Genomic DNA, 20,687 nt, shown 5'->3' with positions numbered 1-20,687 from the left:
CTCTTAAAAAAATACATTATGCCAACTACACAATGTTTAAAAAATATCGAGTCAGAACCGGCTCCATACAATAGGCCTTGCTCAGACGCGTATTGTGCTAAAACCAGTACCCAGCGTGGCAAGCACTGCAGCGCGAAAGGTAAACCCATGGACGCACCAGTATCTGCCTGGGATGAAAGTATCCCTCCTATTGGCGGCGACGATTATTCTTGCTATTGCTGCTGCTCCTGCTACGCGTTGAATACGCCTATTGAAGCGACCAAAGGAGAATTTGTACTCATACAGGACATTCAGCCTGGAGATTCTATTTTAACAACAGGCCTTGATCTTCAATGGAAACCAGGGATTGTGAAAAACAGGTCTGGCGACATCAATACCTCAATGGTTCCAGGCCTCTACTTAGTCAAATACCTGATGCCAGGAGAAGAAAACGCAAGAGAACTTCTGGTTACACCGGATCACCTTTTCTTAATGTATACCAGCAAATCCCTGAAAAAAGTACAGCACCTGATCCCTGGAAACAAGTTGATGACTGCTGATGGAAAAGCGGCCAATGTTGTATTTGTAGCTCATGGCGACTACGAAACCTCTATCCAAAGCATCAATATGAAGGAAAAATTTGATGGAAAGGACCTGACCGGCCACCTTATAAATGCCAATGGAATTGTTTCTACAGATTATGCAGTACAAAGCCATTACGAAACCGATAATATTGACGATAAACTGGTCTTCAAATTCTCGAATGATAAAGAAGTACATGATGTAGGGACAGAAGAATATATCGATAAATTTGAAAGCCCTGAACTGGAATCTTTTCTTTCTAATCCGGAAGAATGGCCAAAAGGCTTTAATCCTAAACGCAAAAAACTTATCAATATCCCTGCTACTGCACATGGCTTCGTAACAAATAGTCAAGCTGCCGACATCCGAAAGACTTCTGAATTTAACGATTACAGTAACGGGGTACCTAGAGATACGATCAATAAGTTGTTTAGAATCTTCTCCTCAAATAACCATAACATAAACTTTATTCTTGACTGGAACAATGAAGAGGTAAATGCTTATTCATGGGTACAGGGTGAACAGAGTTATCTTGTTATTACCGGCGGACTGGCGCGTATAAAAGAACTATTTATGGACGGTCTGTCGCTCATTATAGCTGACATGCTAACCAGATTAACCCAAAAGATATGCGTTGCAGAAGCCGACTATGCTTCCTTTGATATCCTGAGTTCTGTATTCCCGAGCACTCTGTATTCAAAACTTGCATCAAACGGAATCAGACAGATCACCGCACGATTATTTGATAAAATTAATAAAAATCATGCCACAGGAAATCCTTCGGATGTGTGTGACCTCCCATCTATCGATTGCCGTAAAGATGCTTTCTGGAACGGGATAAGCTTCTTTGATATGCCAAAATGTGGTGTACCAATAGCCCAATTCTTCCACTTGAAAACAGCATATGCAAGCTTTGACCTCAAATCTATAAATGTGGTATTTGATAATTCAGTTAATATTCCAACCGCTGAAGCACTTATTAATTACAACATAGAGCCTGGGATTAGGGTAACTTCGGCTAAAGTGAGTGAGCGCGAACCAGGCACTGTAACACTCCTAGTTGAGGGGATTAAACCAGCTAGCAAATACATTTTATCTATAACCAATGTGACTTCAATTGACAATCAGCCGCTTGCTGAAGGGGCATATACAATCATAGCAACAGCTTAACCAGATTATCCATTTTTAGATTAAAACATCATGGTTGATATTATAAAAGACATAGAAACCACCGGGTCCTGGAACGACATGCGCAGTGCACTCGGAAATCTGCTCGGACTTGACCATCCTGTAAGTTCGGCCGTGCTTGCAAGGGCAAGAGAGGACGATAAGTTTGCGAGTCACTTATTCATCAGCAGGTTCGACCTTGATCTGCTGAACCTCTTTTTGAACGACAAGAGGAACATAGAATATGAGCTGTATCAGATACCTGAAAATCATAGCAATATGCAGTTGGCAAAAAAAGCCACTAAAGCGTTACTGGAATGGGGAAAAACAGGTTTTCACACTGTTTCAAAAGAAATTTATGAACAACGCTTGAATAGCTGCAACACCTGTGAATTCATAAGAAACCCGCCCCACCAGCTGGCTTACAAGGTTAAACTGAAAAGCGAAAGTGACCCAAGAATCTGCGGTGCATGTGGTTGTGGCATATCTAGAAAAGCCCGGCTGGCTACAGAAACCTGTCCGGTACAGGACCCATCAAAGAAAGGCTTCAATCTGTGGAACGAGCCTGTCAGATCTTAACTCTTTTTTAATAAGCAGAGTTTAGATTGAATTGATGTTTTGGAATGGGACGGATAAAATATATCCAGCCCATTCTTTATTTGTAGAAGTTAAACATTCTTCGATCAATATAAAAATATGGACAGATCCATTAAAGGTCTTGAAGGTGCCGGAGAACGGCATGCGTTAAAAAATATCCTTCCTAGCTTTAATGGCAAAAACGTACTGGACCTGGGATGCGGCTTTGGCTGGCATTGCAGCTATGCCAAAAAAAATGGAGCCAAAGCGGTAACAGGTGTCGATCTTTCCGAAAAGATGCTCAATAACCTTGCGTCCTCTAAAGAGTTCGTTTAAGAAAGCGATCAGGAGATCTTTATTGGTATCTGATCCGAAAACTTTTTTAAAACCATAATCTTGTTGTAATATCGATATATTTCGATTGTTTCAATTCACTCATAATAAATTGTTCTTAAACTGGTTAACAATACAAATATGTGTAAACAAATATTTTAATACTAATATTTTTAGTATTAAAATGTTATTCTGTATATGAATTAAAACAAGGTCCCCGATGAAGAAAAACATTTCCCTCCTATTCACTCCTCGGATCGGGTTTTAGCGGCATCTTGCCACAGCGGATCACCTCAATAGAAGACAACCTATTCTAGGATCTTTGCCTTCCAAAGGCGGAAGAATAGACTTGCGACTCTCGGTCTCAAAGAGGGCCATACCTGCTGCGAAAGGCTTATGCTTGTGCATTGATAAGCTTAAAAATTAGATATTGGCTCATTGTTTTGATTATCTATGTCCTAGTTTTTTAAAGCTCGATTTAAGGGAGAAAAAAAATGATTTATGCTACTAATAAAAATCCTTTATTGTTAATCAATAAGGGAGGCAATTTTAGCTAGATGTCCGCTTAAGCTAAATGTTAACGGCTTTGGGCTTCGATCTAATCGAAAGGTCGTAAGATTAGCTGAAATTACATCTATTCATTTCCTTGAAATATTGTTTAAAAGGCGCGAAAGGGTTTTAAGAAAGCGTTAGTTCTCATTGGGATTTTAACGATACTTAATGACAATTGGGCCAATAAATTATAATTTCATCCACAAAATAACACATATATAAGACATTTGTCATACATTTGTGCCAAATGAATAGGGAAAAGCTAATTTATAGTGCAGTAAAAGTTTTAAATGAAGACTTTCACGCTCCTTTAGAGCGAGTGGCCGAGGTTGCACAAATCAGTAAGCGAACTTTGTATCGGTATTTTAAGGATAGAGATTCACTTATAACTGCCTGCTATGTCGATATGCTTGAAACCTGGTATATCGCCATGGTTTCTGCTTTTAACAGCGATACTGATCCGGTCAAACAATTGGAAGCAATGCTATACGCAGCTATCGACAACGGTGTAAAATATATTTTCTTACACGCCCTTGAGGAGAGGCAGGTTGATGTCGCGGCGATGGACAAAGAAAAAGTTATTGCCTATGAACAAGCAAAAGAAAAGTGGTTTGGTATAGTTCCCCAGCTGCAGGTGAAACATATTATAGACAATCGTTTGTCATCAGCCTGGATCAGACATCTCTTTGCCAGTGTGGCAAGAGCAAGTGTGAAGGCATTAAATTCTGGCGACGTCGCTCCAAATGATCTTAAAAAATTTGCCTGGCTATCATTTAGCCGCAGTATAGGAATCGTGGAGTCTTAAATATATAATCAACTATGATACAATCTTTTTTGCTAATAGGGCAATCAAATATGGCCGGCCGCGGAATTCCGGATTCAGTGCCGCCTATCATCAACGAATCAATAAAGATGCTTCGCAATGGACGCTGGCAGATAATGGCCGAACCCATACACAATGACAGGCCTATGGCTGGTGTGGGGCTCGCATCATCATTTGCTGCCTCCTGGCATGCGGATCACATTGGCGAGGAGATCGGCCTTATCCCCTGTGCTGATGGCGGTACCAGCTTAAATGACTGGCAGGTTGGTGGTGCACTCTTTGACCACGCTATTTTTCAGGCTAAACTTGCTCAACGTAGCAGCCAGTTGACAGGAATATTGTGGCATCAGGGAGAAAATGATTCTTCCGCCGAACTGGCCGCAAAATACGGTGAAAAGTTTGATATTATAGTCAATGAGCTACGGAAGCAATTAGGGGCTCCTGAAGTTCCCCTGATTATCGGCGCGATAGGCGATTTTTTGCCTTATGGTCTATTTGGAGCACATTTCAATGATTACCATTTGGTCAATAGCGCCTTACAAAAATATGCAGCATCGCACAACAATTGTAACTTCGTTTCGGCAAAAGGGTTAACTGCAAACGAAGACCAAATTCATTTCAACGCGTCGTCGCTTAGAAAGTTCGGACTACGATACTATCAGGCATTTTTAAATGCAGCAGATGTAACCGAAGCTTTACCTGATGAAGATGGATTATTAGGGAAGATTTATGGACGTGAACTGTCCCCCAACGAAAAGAAGTTTATTTTAGATGTCAACTTTGCATCTGGGAAAATCTCATTAAGTGAATTCCAGAATCAACTGAAATTGATCGATAAATAATTCAAGATTCATGTTAATCCAAATGGCATAAAAAATAAAGTAAGAATATAAAAACCTTAACAATCAGTTATGGGTGGTATGTACCTTATTCAGCTACACATTTGGCATTACGGATTACAAATTATCGTCCAGGCACTTATGCCATCTACAGGACTAAAAACACAAATAAATACGTACAGTTTAACCGCATCGACCTATAATCCTTTTTTACCCGCTAACCAGTAGCCGTGTAAAAAAACATTGCCATTGGTTTTTTCTTTAATGATTTTTCTAAGCAGCTGAGCCGATTTTGCGTTACCTGTCAACACGAAATTAGCTTCTTGCCAATCCGGGGTATTGATCATTGGCAGCTTGCTGCCCCATTCCTCCATGCTGAACGAAAAGTTTTTGGGAAATATCAGGCAATTTTCCAGACCCAATAATTTTGGAACGTTTTTGTTCTCTTCATCCAATTCAAAAAGGAACACAAACTGATGGTTGTTTTTCTTTAACATTGGAAGAAAAGAACAAGCAAGTGCTAACGAGGTTTCATCTCCAAAAATTACAAACCTTTGAGTCCTTTTATCATAATACCTGCTTTCTCCTCTCGGCTTATACATCACAATGTTGTCGCCCACTTTTAAATCCGACATATAATGACTTCCGCAACCTTTACCATTCAAATAAACGATGAATTCAAACAAGCCCTTTTCAGTATCTGCATAAGAAACGGTATATCTCCGCGCCTCTGTAGCATTAATTCTAAAGTCGATGAACGAACCTACCGCGAATTGTACATTTTTTAAATCCCCTTTAAAACAAATCTTCTTGACAGATTTTGATAAAGAGACGACTTCGACAACCTCGGTCAAAGGTAGCTTGGGCGTTAAGAATTCTAAGGTATCAAATAACCATTTTGGTGCACTTGGCATAGTATTATATTTTGTTCAAAGCAAAGTACAGCAGAATCAATCGTATAAAATAGAACGGAAAAGAGTAGGTATTGGATTAATCGTGGTTTTTGCTACGAAATGTCAAAGCGGTAATTCCTGCAACTTTTACAAATAGTCGTGAAAAATAGGGATAGTCATCGTAACCTAATTCGGCTGCAACCTCTTTTACCGATTTATCGGAATGATATAGCAGGCGCTTTGCCTCTAAAATAATACGTTGTTGTATATGATGTGAAACAGAAAAACCCGTTACATTCTTTACACATTCATTTAGATAAGCAACGGAGATGTTTAATGCTGCGGCATAGTCCGCGGGGCGTTTCATGTGCACAAAATTTTGCTCGAGTAATTCTGAAAATGCCTTCTGAATTATTTCAAAACGCGACAATTTTTCTGCTGGTTTTGACTGCTTGAGGAACTGCGACATAAATAGGGCGACCAATGTATTGCAACTGTCTTTCAGCTGCAAATGATATAACTTATCTTCTTTTCTGTCATACAGGTTTCTACATAAAAGAAAACACGCTTGGATAATCGCTAAATCTGTGCGTGAGCATAACGATAATGGCTCGATAGGTGTATTGCGCTGCAATAGTTTTAGGTAATCCGCATTTAAGTTTTCATTGGATATTGTTAAAATAAATCCACTTATATTTTCGACTTTCAAGGCTCTGTGAACCTGATTTGGCGATTGATATAGTATAGTTGGCTTATCTATCAAATATTTTTTAAAGTCTATTTCGGTATGCGAGATACCACTTTCCTGCAATACGAAAAGGTGATAGTCGTGTCGATGTGCATGATTAAACTCTTTACTCCCGGGAATTTCTGATGCTATACGAACAACAGCTATTCCATTACCAAAATTGCTGTCCCAGCTCCTGACAGGAATGGATGCGCTGTGTTTTTGCATAGATTTTAAACTATTGTTAAATACAAATGTAAAAAATAAATGCCCTATAAACGGTTCAACCGATCTATTTATTCAGAATAAAAAGCATTGCGATAGCGACTCAAAGGTGGTATTCATCTTGTTATATCGGCGAGATATTAAACGATGTTATGATCTAAAGACGTTTATTCCTAAAGTATTCACAGAGTTGGACGAAAAGTTAATGAGAAGTATAGACTTGGAACAGTAAAAACAACCATGATTAATCTTATAATGATTTATTATTCGTGACTGTTCATTTATTATTCGTAGCAGATAAGCAATCCCTATTTATTAGTTTCGTGAATTATTTATTTTTAACACTATTGTATGCAAAATTCTTATTTCACTAAAATTTTCACGGTCCTTTTTCTGATACTTTTTCAATTTTCAGTGCTATCGGCTCAGGAGAAAATAAAGGTTATTTTATTCGGAACCTATCATTTCAATAATCCAGGAAACGATATGATTAAAGTGCAGGATAGAAATATCCTATCCCCAGAAAATCAAAAGGACCTGGATAATGTCGTGGAAAAAATCTATTCATCTGATTATAAACCTGAACAAATATTTGTTGAAAGCAATTTTAATGAAAAGAAACAGTTAGATGCAAATTACAAGTCTTATTTAAAGAATCAATATAACGCATTCACCGATACAATAAAAAACGAACGGATGAGAAGGTTTTTTAAGGAAGGTGAAACGGTTCAATTGGGATTTCGATTGGCAAAAAAATTGAAACATCAGGAATTGTATCCAATTGATACACTGATCGAAATGAGATTTGATATCTTGATGAAAGAGGCTAATTCCAATCCTACCTTAAAAAAAGAACTTGAAGAAATAAAATTATCAATGTCGGATAAGTGTCTGGAAGAAAAGAATTTGAGTCAAATCTTTTTATGCATGAATGAAAAATCGAAACTAGACAACAATATTGGCTTTTATTTTTCATTCGCAAACAAAATTATGATCGGGAAAGATTATTTTGGTGCTAGACTCGTTACTGACTGGTATAAAAGAAATTTAATTATGTATGCCAATATCCAAAATCAAATTAAGCCTGGTACAAAAACCATCTTTATTTTGGTTGGAACCGGACATGCTTCAATATTTAGAACATTTTTTGAGGTTGATAAAAAGTTTGAATTAGTGGATCTAACAAAAATCTTTAATTAATATTAGGAGATCAGAGTTGACAACTCTTACTCCTTCCATTTCCATAGGGTCCCCCTTAGGCATTTTCGCTAATAAAACTTTATTTTCCGCCTATTTAAGGGACATGGTTTAAGAGTGTTGAGTCTAAGCTTTCGATATATTCTTTGAATTCAATCGTACCTACACAACATTTTAGGCTACTTTTCTCAAATAAAAGGCTCCCTTCTTAACCGATAAGGGAGCCTTTTTTGGCTAGATGTCCGCTTGGGCCAAATGTTAATCGGCTTTGGGCTTTGATCTAATTTAAAGTTAGGTATATTTTTGGATTTCAGCTTATTCTTTCGTTAATAAAAGGGCTATCTCCTGTTTTGCAAGCACATGGCCTTTATTGATAATATTACTCTTGAGATAAAGGAAACATTGATCGATACGATCGAGTTTGCCTATTAACACTTCTATAGACTTTATATCCAGTTCTCCCATTTCTGCTGGAACGACCTTATTCGGATCTGAAATTAATTGTCCGTCTTTTTTAAATTCTTCGAGTTGCCAGGAGTAACCTGCCCAAGGCCCTGCGACCAATGTTGTCTGTTTGGCATCCAAACTGATCTGTCCTTTATATTCCAAGCCCAGACTATCAACCCTAACCCGCTGGTCTTTTAAATCGATGACTAGATATTTTAAATAATCGCCGAAGTCTTTAGGCTCGAAATGGATACTATTGTCCTTGCGAGTGATCTTGAGCTCCATAGCCCCTATTTTGTCTATTTTGATAGATTGGGAGAACTCCATTAAAGCAGCATACTCCTCTTCGCTAATACCTAGATTTTTGTGATATGGTATAGGCTCTCCGGGTTTTAACTCCTTCATGGTTTTGAAAAACCAATCTTCATTGGCTTTCATGGCTTGTTTCATCTTCCCAACAATTGCAAGCTGCGATGCATTCGGTCGGGGAATTCCCAACACCGCAGCCGTATAGTTGCCTTCAGGAAGTTGCCCGTCAACGAACTGAATTGCCAACGCATTGCTGTCCACCACTGATTGCTTTTGTGCAGAAACATTGAAGGAAAATATGAATGCCACTAGCACCCCATAAAAACGAAAATATTGGTATAGAATTGTCATGTTCAATGTATTTGATCGATGAAATTACGGTTTAATCCTGACAATCGCCATCTTCAGCGCCAAAGGTACATCTTTAGTGAAGAGGCTAGACCAGCCTGGCAGGATCCCTCTCCAACTATTCTTCCTCCTTCAATAAGTATGCATAACAAACCTTATCGTCGTCTTCGCTATATCGTTATGATCCTCATAATGGAAGGGTCGGTTCCTAAAAAAATAAAAAAACCTTGAGGAGAGGGATCTCAAGGTTTTTACTACCTGTTATTAACCTAATTTATGAAAAGTATTCTTATAACAATGGTTGATTCCTTTTCGTTTGATCTTTTATAAAAAACTCACCGACCCGATCACGGGTCTGTTGTCTAATTCGTTCCCTCGATCGCGGTGCCGGGCGACTGAGTCATTGTTGTCGCGATATAGCTTGAACAATACGCCCAATTGTCCTAAAAATTCCATTGTTCTATTAGAGCCCAGTTGTGGTTGTTCCAAATTTTTCTTTAAACGAAGCATAAAAATGGGATAAGTTCTCAAACCCTAGATCCAGATAAAAATCGGATGGCTTTTGTTTTTTGTGCCTGATTAAATAATGGGCTTCGTCCAAACGCTTTGCCAATAGCCATTTTTTTGGCGTTGTACCAAATGCTCTAGCAAAATCTCGCTTAAAGCCGGAAAGACTTCTTCCGGTCAGTTTTGCAAAAGATGTTACTGATACATTAAACATAAAATTCTGGTTCATAAATTCTTCCAAATCTATTTTGTAGGGTTCGGAAAAATCGAACAGAATTTGTTTAAAATCAGGGTTGCACTGTAATAATAACTCGATGGCTTCCCTGATTTTTAAATCTGCCAATCGTGGCGTTGCTTCTTTTTTCTTATTGATATATGGAGCCAATGAAACGAAATAATTTTGCAGAAAATCATCCGGTTCAAATAACAATTTCTGTTTGCCGGTGTATTTTTTGTCCACCACAATTTTATTTTCCAAGGCATACTGTTGCAATGTTTCCCTGTCCAACGTAATGGATACAAATTGGTATTTCCCCGATTTTGCAGGATATTTTATCGTTCTTATTAATTGATTTTTCCTGACCAATACGACGACGTTTTCAGGAATCATGCTATTTCCATCAGCGTGAAAAGCGTGTGTTTCTCCCGATAATTGAAATCCTAAGAAATGCTCGGGAATAAACTCTTCATTTCCTCTATGCTTTTCAAATACACAGGAATAGACCAACTTATCAAAAATAATTTCACGCTTTGCTTCCATACCACAAATATCTTAAATTTTAATTCAACCCGACAGCTCCTGCACCCGCGATTTCTTTATCCTGTTCTGGAGAGCCCCCCGAAGAAGCTACAGCCCCAATGATATTCCCGTTTTTATCCTTTATCACAACACCTCCAGCTATGGTCAATAGTCCATCATTTGAATTCAGCATTCCATATCCGTGAATATCTGCGCCGGAAACGATTGTGCCCATTATGTCACTATCTAAACCGAACATTACGGCGGTTCTGGCTTTTTTTACGGCAAATTCTATTACACCAAAGACACTGTCTAATCTTGCAAAAGCAAGCAGATGTCCCCCAGCATCAACCACTGCAATGCTTACGGGAATGTTTAAAGCTTTCGCTTTTTCTATGGAAGCATTTAAGGCTTTCGTTGCTTCGTTATAAGTTATGTTCATTTTTCAATATTTTATGATCCGTGCTTTGTGGATTTCTATTTAGCTTTTAGCCGTCCAGGCTTCTGCCTGTAATTGTTTTACAAAATCTTCAGTTTCTTTTGGATGCACATTTCTGAAGTTCGAATTTTCATCTAGAGCCACATCAACGATGCACTCCGCCATCGATTGAGGATCTAACTGGTTGGCCAAAGCTTCGGCAGTACCATCGAATGCTGATGGAGGTGTAAAATTGGTTTCGGGATTGTACCAACGGGAAATTGTATCAACACCTCGATCATTAAAACCGGTTCCAAAAATACCCGGATTACAGGTTGCAATCTTGATATTGAATGGCGCCAATTCTGTTTTCAACCCCTCAGCGATTGATCCCATTGCGTGCTTGGATGCACAATAAGCGGCCACATAAGGAACAGTCCATAATTCTCCCATAGAAGTTGTGAAAACAATTTTACCAGGTCTTTTTTCGTCAATAAATTTTTTGATAAAACCTTGTGCCAGTTGCAATCCACCAAAAACATTGACATCAAACATCGAACGGATTAGATCTATAGGCTGCTCCGCAATCGGACCACCTTCCATAATTCCCGCATTACTGATCAAAATATCGATATCGTATTTTTTAGTGATATAAGCGATATCTGTAGCATTGGTTACATCCAATTTATCCACAGTCATTTCTACGCCTTGCTCTTTGGCTTCTCTTATCAAGTCGCTCATTTGCGGATAAACTTGCGCTGTTGCAATCACCTTATGTCCTTTTTTTGCTAAATCAAAAGCGGCAATTTTTCCAAATCCACTTGCAGCTCCTGTGATTAAAATTCTCTTGCTCATATTTTCTGTATTTAAAAGTTATACAGCAAAATTGGACTAATTAGCGATGAAATTAATTCGTGAGAAGTTCAAAATTATATTGGCAGAAAGTCCAAGCAATTGTTGGGTGTTAGCTATTTATCATTTTTTGTTTCAGATAACCTATGGAGCAAGAAATGCAATAGCCTTTGTTAAAAAAGTCTCATAATTTTGATAAAATGCGGCGTGCCCAGAATCTGAAAATTCTAAAAGTATAGCGTTTTCTAAATTTTGTTTCATATTGTGGGCATTTTGAATGGAAATTGGAAGGTCCTGATCACCATGTACGATTAAAACAGGTTTTTTGATAGCCTTAATTTCATCCAGTGCTCCAGGGTCTGGCTGTGCCCAGGTTAGTACAGCCGTAAACTGAGCAGACGAACTAGCATCGCTAAGCACTGGATCTCTATCAATTATCCGTTGATGAACTCTAGCATAAGATGATTTTCCAGACGCAATACTTGACTGTGAATCGGTAAATCCGAATTTTAAGTAGGAATCTTCGGGACTAAGTCCTGCACTTCCAGCAATTATATTTGGAAGATTGGAAAGACCAATAGCTCCCTTGGGCCCACTATCAGCTAAAATTATTTTATTAATTAGTTTGGGATCCGTCAAAACAATTCTTTGAGCCACGAATCCGCCCATGGAAAATCCCATAATATTGACCTTCCCTAAATTCATTGCTCTGATAAAATCAATGGCATCGTTAGCCATTGCCTGAATAGTATTGGGGGTAGCTCCTTTGGAAGATGCCACTCCTTTATTATCAAATATGATCAATTTGTATTCTTTCGCGAGACCGTCGGTCACGGCAGGATCCCAATCATCCATAGAACCACCTGTTCCAGGTAGTAATACTAGCGGAATTCCTCCATCTTTACCCCAACTTCGGTAAGCGAAATCTGTTCCTTTCACATTGATAAAGCTGGTCTTCGCATTTTTGTGATTTACAATGGTCGTCTCCTGCCCTATTGGTAAATCATTATCGTCGCTACACGAAATCGATATTGCGAAAAAAAGGCTTAAACATAGTGCGCCTGCGATAGTAAATTTTCTGATTGTCTTCATTTTATTATTGTTTTAATGATTATGAAGCAAACTTAAAACGATCCTCAAAGCACTACATACCCAAAACAGTTGAACCGGACAATTTTGTAAGTGAATTAGTCAATTCCGCGGCTCATATAGTTTCATAGAAAAGTACCTCTACGTTGATTACAGGACAATGCTTTCTATCAAAATCCTTCATAGCCGGTTCTTTTATCTACCGATATCTTACTTTCAATCCGATTTATAAAAATGGAACTTCCTGTTCGAGCTTTAAAACTCCCAGCTCACCTGTGAATATGTCCACTTGAACCTATTCTCCGTTTAACACCCACGCCGCCCCACATATATTTGTTGCAACAAAAGAAATCAGATCGTAAAATCTAAAACAAAAAAGAAATGAAGACAAAAATAACAACAATCCTTATGGTAGCGACATGCGCACTATGTATTCCTACAATTACAAATGCACAGCGCACCATACCAAAAACGGAAAGCGTAAACTCAGAAACTGGTATCAGACCTTACAAGATCAATATTCCACAGGCTAAACTTGATGAACTGAAAAGACGTATTTCGGAGACCCGGTTTCCAGATAGCGAAACGGTAAACGATGAATCACAGGGCATACAGCTAGCCCAGTTAAAAGAACTGATCAATTATTGGGGAAATGGCTATGACTGGCGTAAGCTTGAAAACAAACTGAACGCGCTGCCACAGTTTGTCACCAAGATTGATGGACTTGACATACAGTTTATCCACGTGCGTTCAAAGGAAAAAGGTGCCTTACCCCTCATCCTTACACATGGATGGCCAGGATCACCCTTGGAATTTATCGATGCTATAGGCCCACTTACAGATCCCGTCAAATACGGTGGTAAAGCTGAAGATGCCTTTGATGTGATCATTCCCGCAATTCCAGGGTATGGATTTTCCGAAATCCCTAAAGAACTTGGCTGGAACCCTGACCGTGTTGCCAAAGCCTGGGATATTTTGGTAAAACGTCTGGGCTACACAAAATATGTTTCTCAAGGTGGAGACCATGGGTCTGTAATCTCCGACGCGCTTGCCAGACAGGCTCCTTCGGGGCTATTGGGTATCCACCTGACCATGCCGGCCACAATCCCTGCAGACCTGGTAAAACCAATCAACGCCGGTGATCCCGCTCCGACAAGTCTTTCTCCAGAAGAAACAAAGGCTTATAATTCAATGCGCACTTTCTTTGGCAGAAACGCAGCGTATGGCGGGATGATGGTGACTAGGCCACAAACTACAGGCTATTTGCTTTCTGATTCTCCAACTGCACTAGCAGCGTTTTTATACGAAAAGATCGCTGAGTGGTCAGAAAGTAACCTCCAGCCAGAAAAGGTAATTAGCCGCGATGCGATCCTTGACGATATAACTTTGTATTGGCTAACCAATACCGGAGCATCCTCGTCCCGCTTTTACTGGGAAAATAATAACAACAATTTCAGTTCCGAACATCAGGAAACAAAGCGCATAAAAATTCCTGTAGCTATTTCAGTATTTCCGCATGAAATCTATCAAGCACCAGAAAGCTGGTCGAGAGCGGCTTATCCTTCTTTATACTATTATCATATCGCACCAAAAGGTGGGCACTTTGCGGCATGGGAACAGCCGAAGCTCTTCACCCAGGAAATGAGGAACGCTTTTAAAACGCTGCGGGATCAACTGTGATGATTTTCCTTTATGATCCAAACTGTCCATTTCAGGGCTTAAAACGTCTATTTCAAGCAGTTTACAGTGGCAGCGAGAGCATAATTCCGGTCTATTTGTACAAAGAATTTAAGGTTTAACAATTAAAAATATAGAAATGAACAGATTAGCAATTTTAGTAGTGACAGTTCTAATGATGTTCTGCTCACATTCAAAAGGACAGACCTTATCCGGTCAGGTGATATGGGAATGCACGCTTAAAAGGAAATCCCCCGAAGAAGGAGAAATCCGGATGAAGGCCAGGATCGCCCCCGGATGGCATATGTATGCACTGGGCAACAGCACCCTGAGCCCGATCAAGATGAATTTTAAATTCGAGCCTGACAGATCTTACCAATTGGTGGGAAATGTGAGCCAGCCCAGCCCACTGTTGAAGTTTGATAAACTTCTGGGCATGCCAGTTACCTATTTTGAAAATGAGGTCGAGTTCGGTCAGAAGATCAGATTAAAGGGCAAAAATGGAACAATCCGGGGAACCATTCAGTTTATGCAGTGCAGCGATCAGGTATGTGTTCCGCCACAAGATTTCGGCTTCTCCCTAAAAATCTTCAACTAACAACAAACTATAAACAGCTTAAAAATTTAGATCATGAAATCAATAAAAGAAATACTATACGTTTTGAGTCTGCCTTTGATCATTGCCCTGATCATGGCCTTCAAGGGTATCAATAATGATAAAAACCTGCAGAAGATCAAAAGCAGCAACTCCGACAAAAGCTTCGCCGTGGTCGAGCTCTTTACTTCAGAAGGTTGCTGGAGTTGCCCTCCCGCAGATGAGCTTATTGCAAAACTTGAGAAGGATAACCTGAATAAAAAACTTTATATCATGGCCTTTCATGTCGATTACTGGGATCATCAGGGATGGAAAGATCGCTTCAGCAAAAGCAGTTTTACCGAAAGACAGAAACAGTACGCCACATGGATGAATCTAAGTACCTTATATACCCCCCAGATGGTCATCAATGGCAAACAGGAAATGGTCGGATCGGAAACAGGCAAAGTCATCAGCGGCATCCAGTCCGCGATGCTGAAACAACATACTGAAACCCTTGCTTTAAAAGTATTGAAAGCCGAAGGCAAAAATATCCAGATCGCTTATGTATCATCCTCTAGCTCCAAAAATTCGGACATCCTGGTCGCTCTTGTCCAGAAACATGCTTCCTCTCAGGTATCTGCGGGAGAGAACGCCGGAAAAGCTCTCTCCCATGTGCAGGTTGTACGCGAGCTGAAGAGCATGGGCACTAAAGCCCAGGACAGTTTTTCTTTTAAACTTCCGGAAACCGGTCATGCATGGGAAATCATCGCTTTCGAGCAGGACAAGAAATCCGGAGAAATACTAGCTGCCACAAGCATAAACCTTTAGGAAATAGATTGTCCACTTCGGGGATCCAAAAGAAGAATTCAAACTGCAATATGTCCGGTCCAACTGTTTTAAGCTTCCCTAGGGTAGTACTTTACCTTAATTTTAACATAACAAAAGAGCAAAGATCATGAAACTCCTAAAGCGAATCCAACTGATACCCACCATATTCATCTGCATTGTGGTCGGTCTTATCGCCCTTCAATTTTTCAATAGAACCATTGAACAAAAAGCCGTAACCGGACATATCAGAAATGTGCCTAAACAGGTCCAGCTTATCCTAGAACGTTCCTGTTTCAACTGCCATTCCAATGAGCAGCGGCTATCGTTCTTTGATAAAATTGCCCCGGTATCGTGGATCGTGAACAGGGATATTGACCGTGCGCGGGAAGTGATGAATTTTTCCGAGTGGGATAAGCTCTCCGATGCGGAACAGAAAGGTAAATTTTATGCCATTTACAATATGGTAAACGCGGGTAAGATGCCCCTGCCTTCCTATGCGCTCACACATCCGGACTCAAAACTATCTGCTGTTGAAGTAGCGACCATAAAACAGTATACCCTTTCGCTATCCGCAAAAGATGGTTTGCTACCTGCACATCAGGGTATTGCGAACGTACTAGAAACAACAGCTGCCCTTGCCCCGGTATCACCGAACGGAATCCCGTACAATGCCGATTTTAAGAACTGGAAAGTGATCGGGATGAGCACGCTTATCGACAATACACTACGCGTGATTTACGGAAATGACATCGCAATCCGCGCTATCGAAGAGGAAAACTTCCACCCCTGGCCCAATGGCAGTGCAGTGGCGAAGGCGGTTTTTAAACAGACCCGAAAATCCAATGGAGATATCGTGCCCGGAGATTTCGTAAACATGCAGTACATGGTAAAAGACGGAAAAACATATAAGGAAACCGAAGGCTGGGGCTTTGCGAAATTCAATGGTCAAGATTTAAAACCTACCGGAAAGACCGCACTGTTTGCCCAACAGTCCTGTATCAGCTGTCATAGGCAGCTCGGAGAATCGACGGGTTACCTGTTCAATGTTCCGCCGAAAGTGAACTCCAAAAGAATGATCCAGCAATATTTAAAAACTGTCCAAAAATGAAAAAGATCTTATCCGTACTATTTCTATGTAGTTTAATCTTCGGCTCATGCAGCAAGAACATATCAGATAAAGAGAATGGAAAAATACGGTTCATGTTTGAACCCGGCGAACTGAAATTTATCTCATCATCTTTTAATATGGACCGGCAGACGATGTCGGCATTATACGGGAATAAAGAAGCCCTGTCCCTCCTGGAAGGAGCCCGACATAGTCACGACCGCGTTTCCCTCAAGCTTGTTACCTATAAAATGCTGGAAGACCCGCAATATTTTGGGAGTAAAGTAAACGGTGAACTCTTGCGTGTAGAGACGGTAAAAGCTGGCGGCGATGGCAAACTGGACTATACCACAGAATATGGTGAAATACCCTCCGGGGAATCCAGAGAGCAGCGTATTGCCGACATAATAGATACTGATCCCGTAAATTTTCCACAATGATAGCTTCAACTCAATAATTTAAAATCGACAAAAAACAGATCCAATGAATACAATAGCAAATTTTGGCAAAAAGGTGATTTTCACCCTCTCGTTATCCCTGCTTGCCACAGCAGGTATATCATTAGTCCACGCCCAACAGCTTTCTCAGGATAAACATGTACAGGCTGACAACACCGTAGACTCCGCATTCCAGCATACAAAAAAAATAAAGGCAGGACTGCTTGATATAGGCTACGCAGAGGTCGGTCCAAAAACTGGAAAGCCCGTTATCCTGCTCCATGGATGGCCATACGATATCCATAGTTTTGAAAAATCCGCTGAATTACTTGCAGCAAAAGGATACCGAGTACTTGTGCCCTATCTCCGGGGTTACGGAACAACAACCTTTATTTCTCCAAAGACTGTACGTAACGGACAGCAGTCAGCTGTGGCGCTCGATATCATCGCCTTCATGGATGCCTTGAAAATAGATAAAGCTGTTGTTGGGGGCTTTGACTGGGGCGCCAGGACTGCCGATATCATGGCTGCCCTCTGGCCTGAGCGTGTTTCTGCGCTGGTAGCTGTAAGCGGGTATCTGATCGGAAGCCCCAAAGCAAATGAAATCCCACTTCCACCGGCTGCTGAATTCTTGTGGTGGTACCAGTATTATTTCTCAACGGAGCGGGGTTACAAAGGTTACAAAGCACATACAGCGGCTTTTAACAAACTGATTTGGAAAACAGCCTCCCCGAAATGGTCTTTTGATAAAGAAACCTATCAGCGCTCGGCCAGATCGTTTGAAAATCCTGACCATGTTGCTATCGTGATCCATAATTACCGCTGGCGGCTGGGGCTGGCTCCCGGAGAGAAACAGTACGACGAACTTGAAGCAAAGCTCGCCAAATCACCGGATATCACCGTACCGACCGTGACCCTGGAAGGTGATGCCAACGGTGCGGCGTTTCCACTCCCTGAAAACTATGCTTCCAAATATAAAGGAAAGTACAAACACCATAACCTGACGGGTGGGATCGGACACAACCTGCCACAGGAAGCTCCCAAAGAATTTGCGGATGCCATTATCGAGGCCGACTCACTTTCTAAATAATAAAGAAATTAATCACAAAAAATATTATGAAAAATTCAACATACAAAAAGATTTATTTTACAGGAAGTATTCTGATATCAATATGGTTTGGGCTCAGCGGCTTTTTTGAACTGACACATAGCCCTGCAGTATGGGACATCACACAAAAATTAGGCTATCCAGCGCATTTTATATACATTCTCGGCGTATTCAAAATTTTAGGTGTTACCATATTACTGATCCCGAATAGATTTAAAAGGTTTAAGGAATGGGTTTTCGCAGGTATGTATTTTGATATTATTTTTGCGTTCTTCTCAAAAATTGCTGTTCTTGAACCTTCTTCCGTCATCGATACATGCGTTGCCATTACTATACTTTCAGTGACCTATTTTTCATTTAATAGGATAAATCATGTCATTTATACAGCAAAAGATCTAAATACTTAAATTACAAGTATCAGGTATTTAGATATAAAACATTTTTCGCTAATTTGCTGGCATTTCAAACAGCCCGAAATACCAGCAAATTATATAAAACATTATCAGCTTAACAACCGTGAGCAAAGTATGAAGACACCTTTTTATATATCCCATAAACTAATCTGGATCAGTTCAATATCATTGGGTATACTAACATCTATCCCAAAGATTGTGGACCATAATTTTATTCTTTCTGAGGGTATTGCCGACTTTGGTGTAACCACGGGTTTTGCCCTTTTGATCTGGTACTACAATATCCATTCGATACCAGCCTATACAAAGAAAACGGGCAGCAAAAATGTGATATCACCTCAACTTTTCAGAGGTTTAGGAGTTGGTTTGGTATTGATGTTCGTACTTTCCTCAATACAGTATTACATCCTTTCACATCTCAATTTTGGACCTAAAATGCTGATGTATGAGGTCAGAGGTGTACTCATCAACCTGACTTTCTATATGTTTATACATCTCCTATACCAGACTTATCTCAACCAGCAGGTGGTACGGGAACTTGAGCGTTCGATGTCCGCGAACCTCGCAGCACAGTATGAGCTTTTAAAACAGCAGGTAAATCCGCATTTTCTGTTCAACAGTCTCAACACGTTAAAATACATGGTGGAAAGCAATGACACTCAGTCAGCGGAATTTATCATCAAGCTTGCTGATTTTTACAGGTTTACTTTGGGCAGACTCAAACTGAACCTACTTCCACTCGGAGAGGAGCTACAGATCATGGACTCCTATATTTACCTATTAAAAGCACGTTTTGAGGAAGGTTTAGTTGTTTCACTGAATCTAGGACGTGAAATTTATGGAAGTTTTATTCCTCCTTTTACATTGCAGCTCTTGGTAGAGAACTGCATTAAACATAATATAGTTTCACTTGAGAAACCCCTACATATATCCATTGGGCAGGAAGGTGATTACCTTATTGTCAGCAATAATATGCAGCCCAGGAAAATATCGGAACCTTCTACCGGTTTAGGACTTGAAAATATCAACCAGCGTTATCTTCATCTATCCGAAAAGGAGATCAGTATCCTAATGGATACTGAAACATTTACTATAAAACTTCCCATTATATATGAACATACTAATAATTGAGGACGAGATTAAAGCTGCCCGTTCCCTCGAGAACCTGATATCGAAACTTCGTCCAGAGTCTAAGATCATGGCAAAGATCCAGAGCGTTGAAGGAGCTATAGATTACCTCTCTGACAGTGCCACGCCGGATCTTATCTTTATGGATATACAACTTTCTGACGGGATCAGTTTTGATATATTCAAGTCGGTAAAGGTTGTATGTCCTGTTATCTTTTGCACAGCATTTGGTGAATACGCAATGGAGGCTATAAAAGAGAACGGAATTGATTATCTGCTTAAACCCTTTTCAGAAACAGACCTAAAAAACGCTTTTGAAAAGGTAGATAATTTCAAGAATTTCTTTCAGAAAACCACCGAAAATAATCTTGTTGAACTGATCCAGAAGATCAGTGGCGAAGACAATAAAAAGAAGAGCTTTCTCGTGTTCAAAAACAATAAGTACATGACGGTGAAGACAGAAGATATTGCTTTTATCTATATTAACTACACCTCTCCGACCATGGTGACTTTTAAGGGTGAGCATTTTGATCTCAGTCAATCCCTGGATCAGCTGGCTACCCAATTATCTGGCAAAGATTTTTTTCGGCTGAACAGACAGTATTTAATCAGTTTTTCGGCCGTTAAAGAGGTTGAACATTATTTTGCCAGGAAGCTATATGTCAAATTGACTGTCCCCACAGACGATAAGCTGCTTATAGGCAAAGAAAAGACCGCCCAGTTCCTCAGTTGGCTGGAAGATCGTTAAGATACAAATGTCCGCTTTATGCTCGAATATGTCCACTTAAAAGTTAACCGGTTTTGGTCTTCGA

Annotated in this window: 21 protein-coding genes and 2 pseudogenes; 15 read left to right on the top strand and 8 right to left on the bottom strand. The window is 40.0% G+C overall.

Annotated elements, in window-relative coordinates:
• Positions 1-18 precede the first annotated feature (18 nt).
• The 3 genes and pseudogenes from A9970_RS03200 to A9970_RS03190 all read left to right on the top strand — a co-directional run.
• A complete protein-coding gene (locus A9970_RS03200) occupies positions 19-1,731 on the top strand; it encodes a hypothetical protein (RefSeq protein WP_182981267.1) in 1,713 nt (570 codons plus the stop codon).
• 30 nt (positions 1,732-1,761) lie between these two features.
• Complete coding sequence (locus A9970_RS03195) at positions 1,762-2,307, top strand: hypothetical protein (protein ID WP_182981266.1); 546 nt, start codon at positions 1,762-1,764, stop codon at positions 2,305-2,307.
• Between the two features lie 117 nt (positions 2,308-2,424).
• Positions 2,425-2,607, top strand: a pseudogene (locus A9970_RS03190) (class I SAM-dependent methyltransferase); the annotation flags it as partial.
• A gap of 42 nt (positions 2,608-2,649) precedes the next feature.
• Here the strand turns inward: A9970_RS03190 and A9970_RS28865 are convergent.
• A pseudogene (locus A9970_RS28865) lies at positions 2,650-2,712 on the bottom strand (hypothetical protein); the annotation flags it as partial.
• A 724-nt stretch (positions 2,713-3,436) separates the two neighbouring features.
• Between A9970_RS28865 and A9970_RS03180 the strand changes: the two are divergent.
• The gene (locus tag A9970_RS03180; protein ID WP_182981264.1) at positions 3,437-3,994 is read left to right on the top strand and encodes a TetR/AcrR family transcriptional regulator; all 558 of its coding nucleotides are present in this window, start codon (positions 3,437-3,439) and stop codon (positions 3,992-3,994) included.
• Between the two features lie 14 nt (positions 3,995-4,008).
• Positions 4,009-4,854 carry a sialate O-acetylesterase gene (locus tag A9970_RS03175; protein ID WP_182981263.1) on the top strand — a complete coding sequence of 282 codons (846 nt, stop codon included), beginning with the start codon at positions 4,009-4,011 and terminating at the stop codon, positions 4,852-4,854.
• Between the two features lie 194 nt (positions 4,855-5,048).
• Here A9970_RS03175 and A9970_RS03170 read toward each other — a convergent pair whose 3' ends face one another.
• Entirely contained in the window at positions 5,049-5,765 is a 717-nt protein-coding gene (locus tag A9970_RS03170) for an FAD-binding oxidoreductase (RefSeq protein ID WP_182981262.1), read from the bottom strand.
• Positions 5,766-5,841: 76 nt separating this feature from the next.
• The gene (locus A9970_RS03165) at positions 5,842-6,699 is read right to left on the bottom strand and encodes a helix-turn-helix transcriptional regulator (protein ID WP_153845537.1); all 858 of its coding nucleotides are present in this window, start codon (positions 6,697-6,699) and stop codon (positions 5,842-5,844) included.
• 348 nt (positions 6,700-7,047) lie between these two features.
• Between A9970_RS03165 and A9970_RS03160 the strand changes: the two genes are divergently transcribed.
• The gene (locus tag A9970_RS03160) at positions 7,048-7,896 is read left to right on the top strand and encodes a DUF5694 domain-containing protein (protein ID WP_182981261.1); all 849 of its coding nucleotides are present in this window, start codon (positions 7,048-7,050) and stop codon (positions 7,894-7,896) included.
• Positions 7,897-8,208: 312 nt separating this feature from the next.
• On the opposite strand, the gene A9970_RS03155 is transcribed toward A9970_RS03160, so the two are convergent.
• The 5 genes from A9970_RS03155 to A9970_RS03135 all read right to left on the bottom strand — a co-directional run bounded on the left by A9970_RS03155 (position 8,209) and on the right by A9970_RS03135 (position 12,605).
• The gene (locus A9970_RS03155) at positions 8,209-9,000 is read right to left on the bottom strand and encodes a hypothetical protein (RefSeq protein ID WP_182981260.1); all 792 of its coding nucleotides are present in this window, start codon (positions 8,998-9,000) and stop codon (positions 8,209-8,211) included.
• A gap of 460 nt (positions 9,001-9,460) precedes the next feature.
• Positions 9,461-10,264 (bottom strand): AraC family transcriptional regulator, encoded by an 804-nt coding sequence (locus tag A9970_RS03150; RefSeq protein ID WP_182981259.1) that lies wholly within the window; start codon positions 10,262-10,264, stop codon positions 9,461-9,463.
• 19 nt (positions 10,265-10,283) lie between these two features.
• A complete protein-coding gene (locus tag A9970_RS03145) occupies positions 10,284-10,685 on the bottom strand; it encodes a heme-binding protein (protein ID WP_182981258.1) in 402 nt (133 codons plus the stop codon).
• A 39-nt stretch (positions 10,686-10,724) separates the two neighbouring features.
• The gene (locus A9970_RS03140) at positions 10,725-11,516 is read right to left on the bottom strand and encodes an SDR family oxidoreductase (protein WP_182981257.1); all 792 of its coding nucleotides are present in this window, start codon (positions 11,514-11,516) and stop codon (positions 10,725-10,727) included.
• Between the two features lie 141 nt (positions 11,517-11,657).
• Entirely contained in the window at positions 11,658-12,605 is a 948-nt protein-coding gene (locus A9970_RS03135) for an alpha/beta fold hydrolase (RefSeq protein WP_182981256.1), read from the bottom strand.
• 378 nt (positions 12,606-12,983) lie between these two features.
• On the opposite strand from A9970_RS03135, the gene A9970_RS03130 reads away from it, so the two are divergent.
• The 9 genes from A9970_RS03130 to A9970_RS03090 all read left to right on the top strand — a co-directional run bounded on the left by A9970_RS03130 (position 12,984) and on the right by A9970_RS03090 (position 20,623).
• Positions 12,984-14,282 carry an epoxide hydrolase family protein gene (locus A9970_RS03130; protein ID WP_182981255.1) on the top strand — a complete coding sequence of 433 codons (1,299 nt, stop codon included), beginning with the start codon at positions 12,984-12,986 and terminating at the stop codon, positions 14,280-14,282.
• Between the two features lie 136 nt (positions 14,283-14,418).
• The gene (locus A9970_RS03125; RefSeq protein WP_182981254.1) at positions 14,419-14,877 is read left to right on the top strand and encodes a protein-disulfide reductase DsbD N-terminal domain-containing protein; all 459 of its coding nucleotides are present in this window, start codon (positions 14,419-14,421) and stop codon (positions 14,875-14,877) included.
• A 33-nt stretch (positions 14,878-14,910) separates the two neighbouring features.
• The gene (locus A9970_RS03120; RefSeq protein WP_182981253.1) at positions 14,911-15,684 is read left to right on the top strand and encodes a thioredoxin family protein; all 774 of its coding nucleotides are present in this window, start codon (positions 14,911-14,913) and stop codon (positions 15,682-15,684) included.
• A gap of 127 nt (positions 15,685-15,811) precedes the next feature.
• Complete coding sequence (locus tag A9970_RS03115; protein WP_182981252.1) at positions 15,812-16,792, top strand: heme-binding domain-containing protein; 981 nt, start codon at positions 15,812-15,814, stop codon at positions 16,790-16,792.
• On the top strand, positions 16,789-17,229 hold the full coding sequence (locus tag A9970_RS03110) for a hypothetical protein (protein WP_182981251.1): 441 nt from the start codon (positions 16,789-16,791) through the stop codon (positions 17,227-17,229). The genes A9970_RS03115 and A9970_RS03110 overlap by 4 nt, the downstream gene beginning before the upstream one ends.
• Positions 17,230-17,272: 43 nt before the next feature.
• A complete protein-coding gene (locus tag A9970_RS03105) occupies positions 17,273-18,316 on the top strand; it encodes an alpha/beta hydrolase (RefSeq protein WP_182981250.1) in 1,044 nt (347 codons plus the stop codon).
• A gap of 26 nt (positions 18,317-18,342) precedes the next feature.
• Entirely contained in the window at positions 18,343-18,741 is a 399-nt protein-coding gene (locus A9970_RS03100; RefSeq protein WP_182981249.1) for a DoxX family protein, read from the top strand.
• A gap of 120 nt (positions 18,742-18,861) precedes the next feature.
• Entirely contained in the window at positions 18,862-19,878 is a 1,017-nt protein-coding gene (locus A9970_RS03095; protein ID WP_182981248.1) for a sensor histidine kinase, read from the top strand.
• Entirely contained in the window at positions 19,859-20,623 is a 765-nt protein-coding gene (locus A9970_RS03090; protein WP_182981247.1) for a LytTR family DNA-binding domain-containing protein, read from the top strand. The genes A9970_RS03095 and A9970_RS03090 overlap by 20 nt, the downstream gene beginning before the upstream one ends.
• The last annotated feature ends 64 nt before the right edge of the window (positions 20,624-20,687 follow it).

This window comes from Sphingobacterium sp. UME9, assembly GCF_014170215.1.
GTDB lineage: Bacteria > Bacteroidota > Bacteroidia > Sphingobacteriales > Sphingobacteriaceae > Sphingobacterium > Sphingobacterium paramultivorum.
The sequence above is the reverse complement of the archived record's forward strand: the minus strand, read 5'-3'. Positions and strand labels throughout refer to the sequence as shown.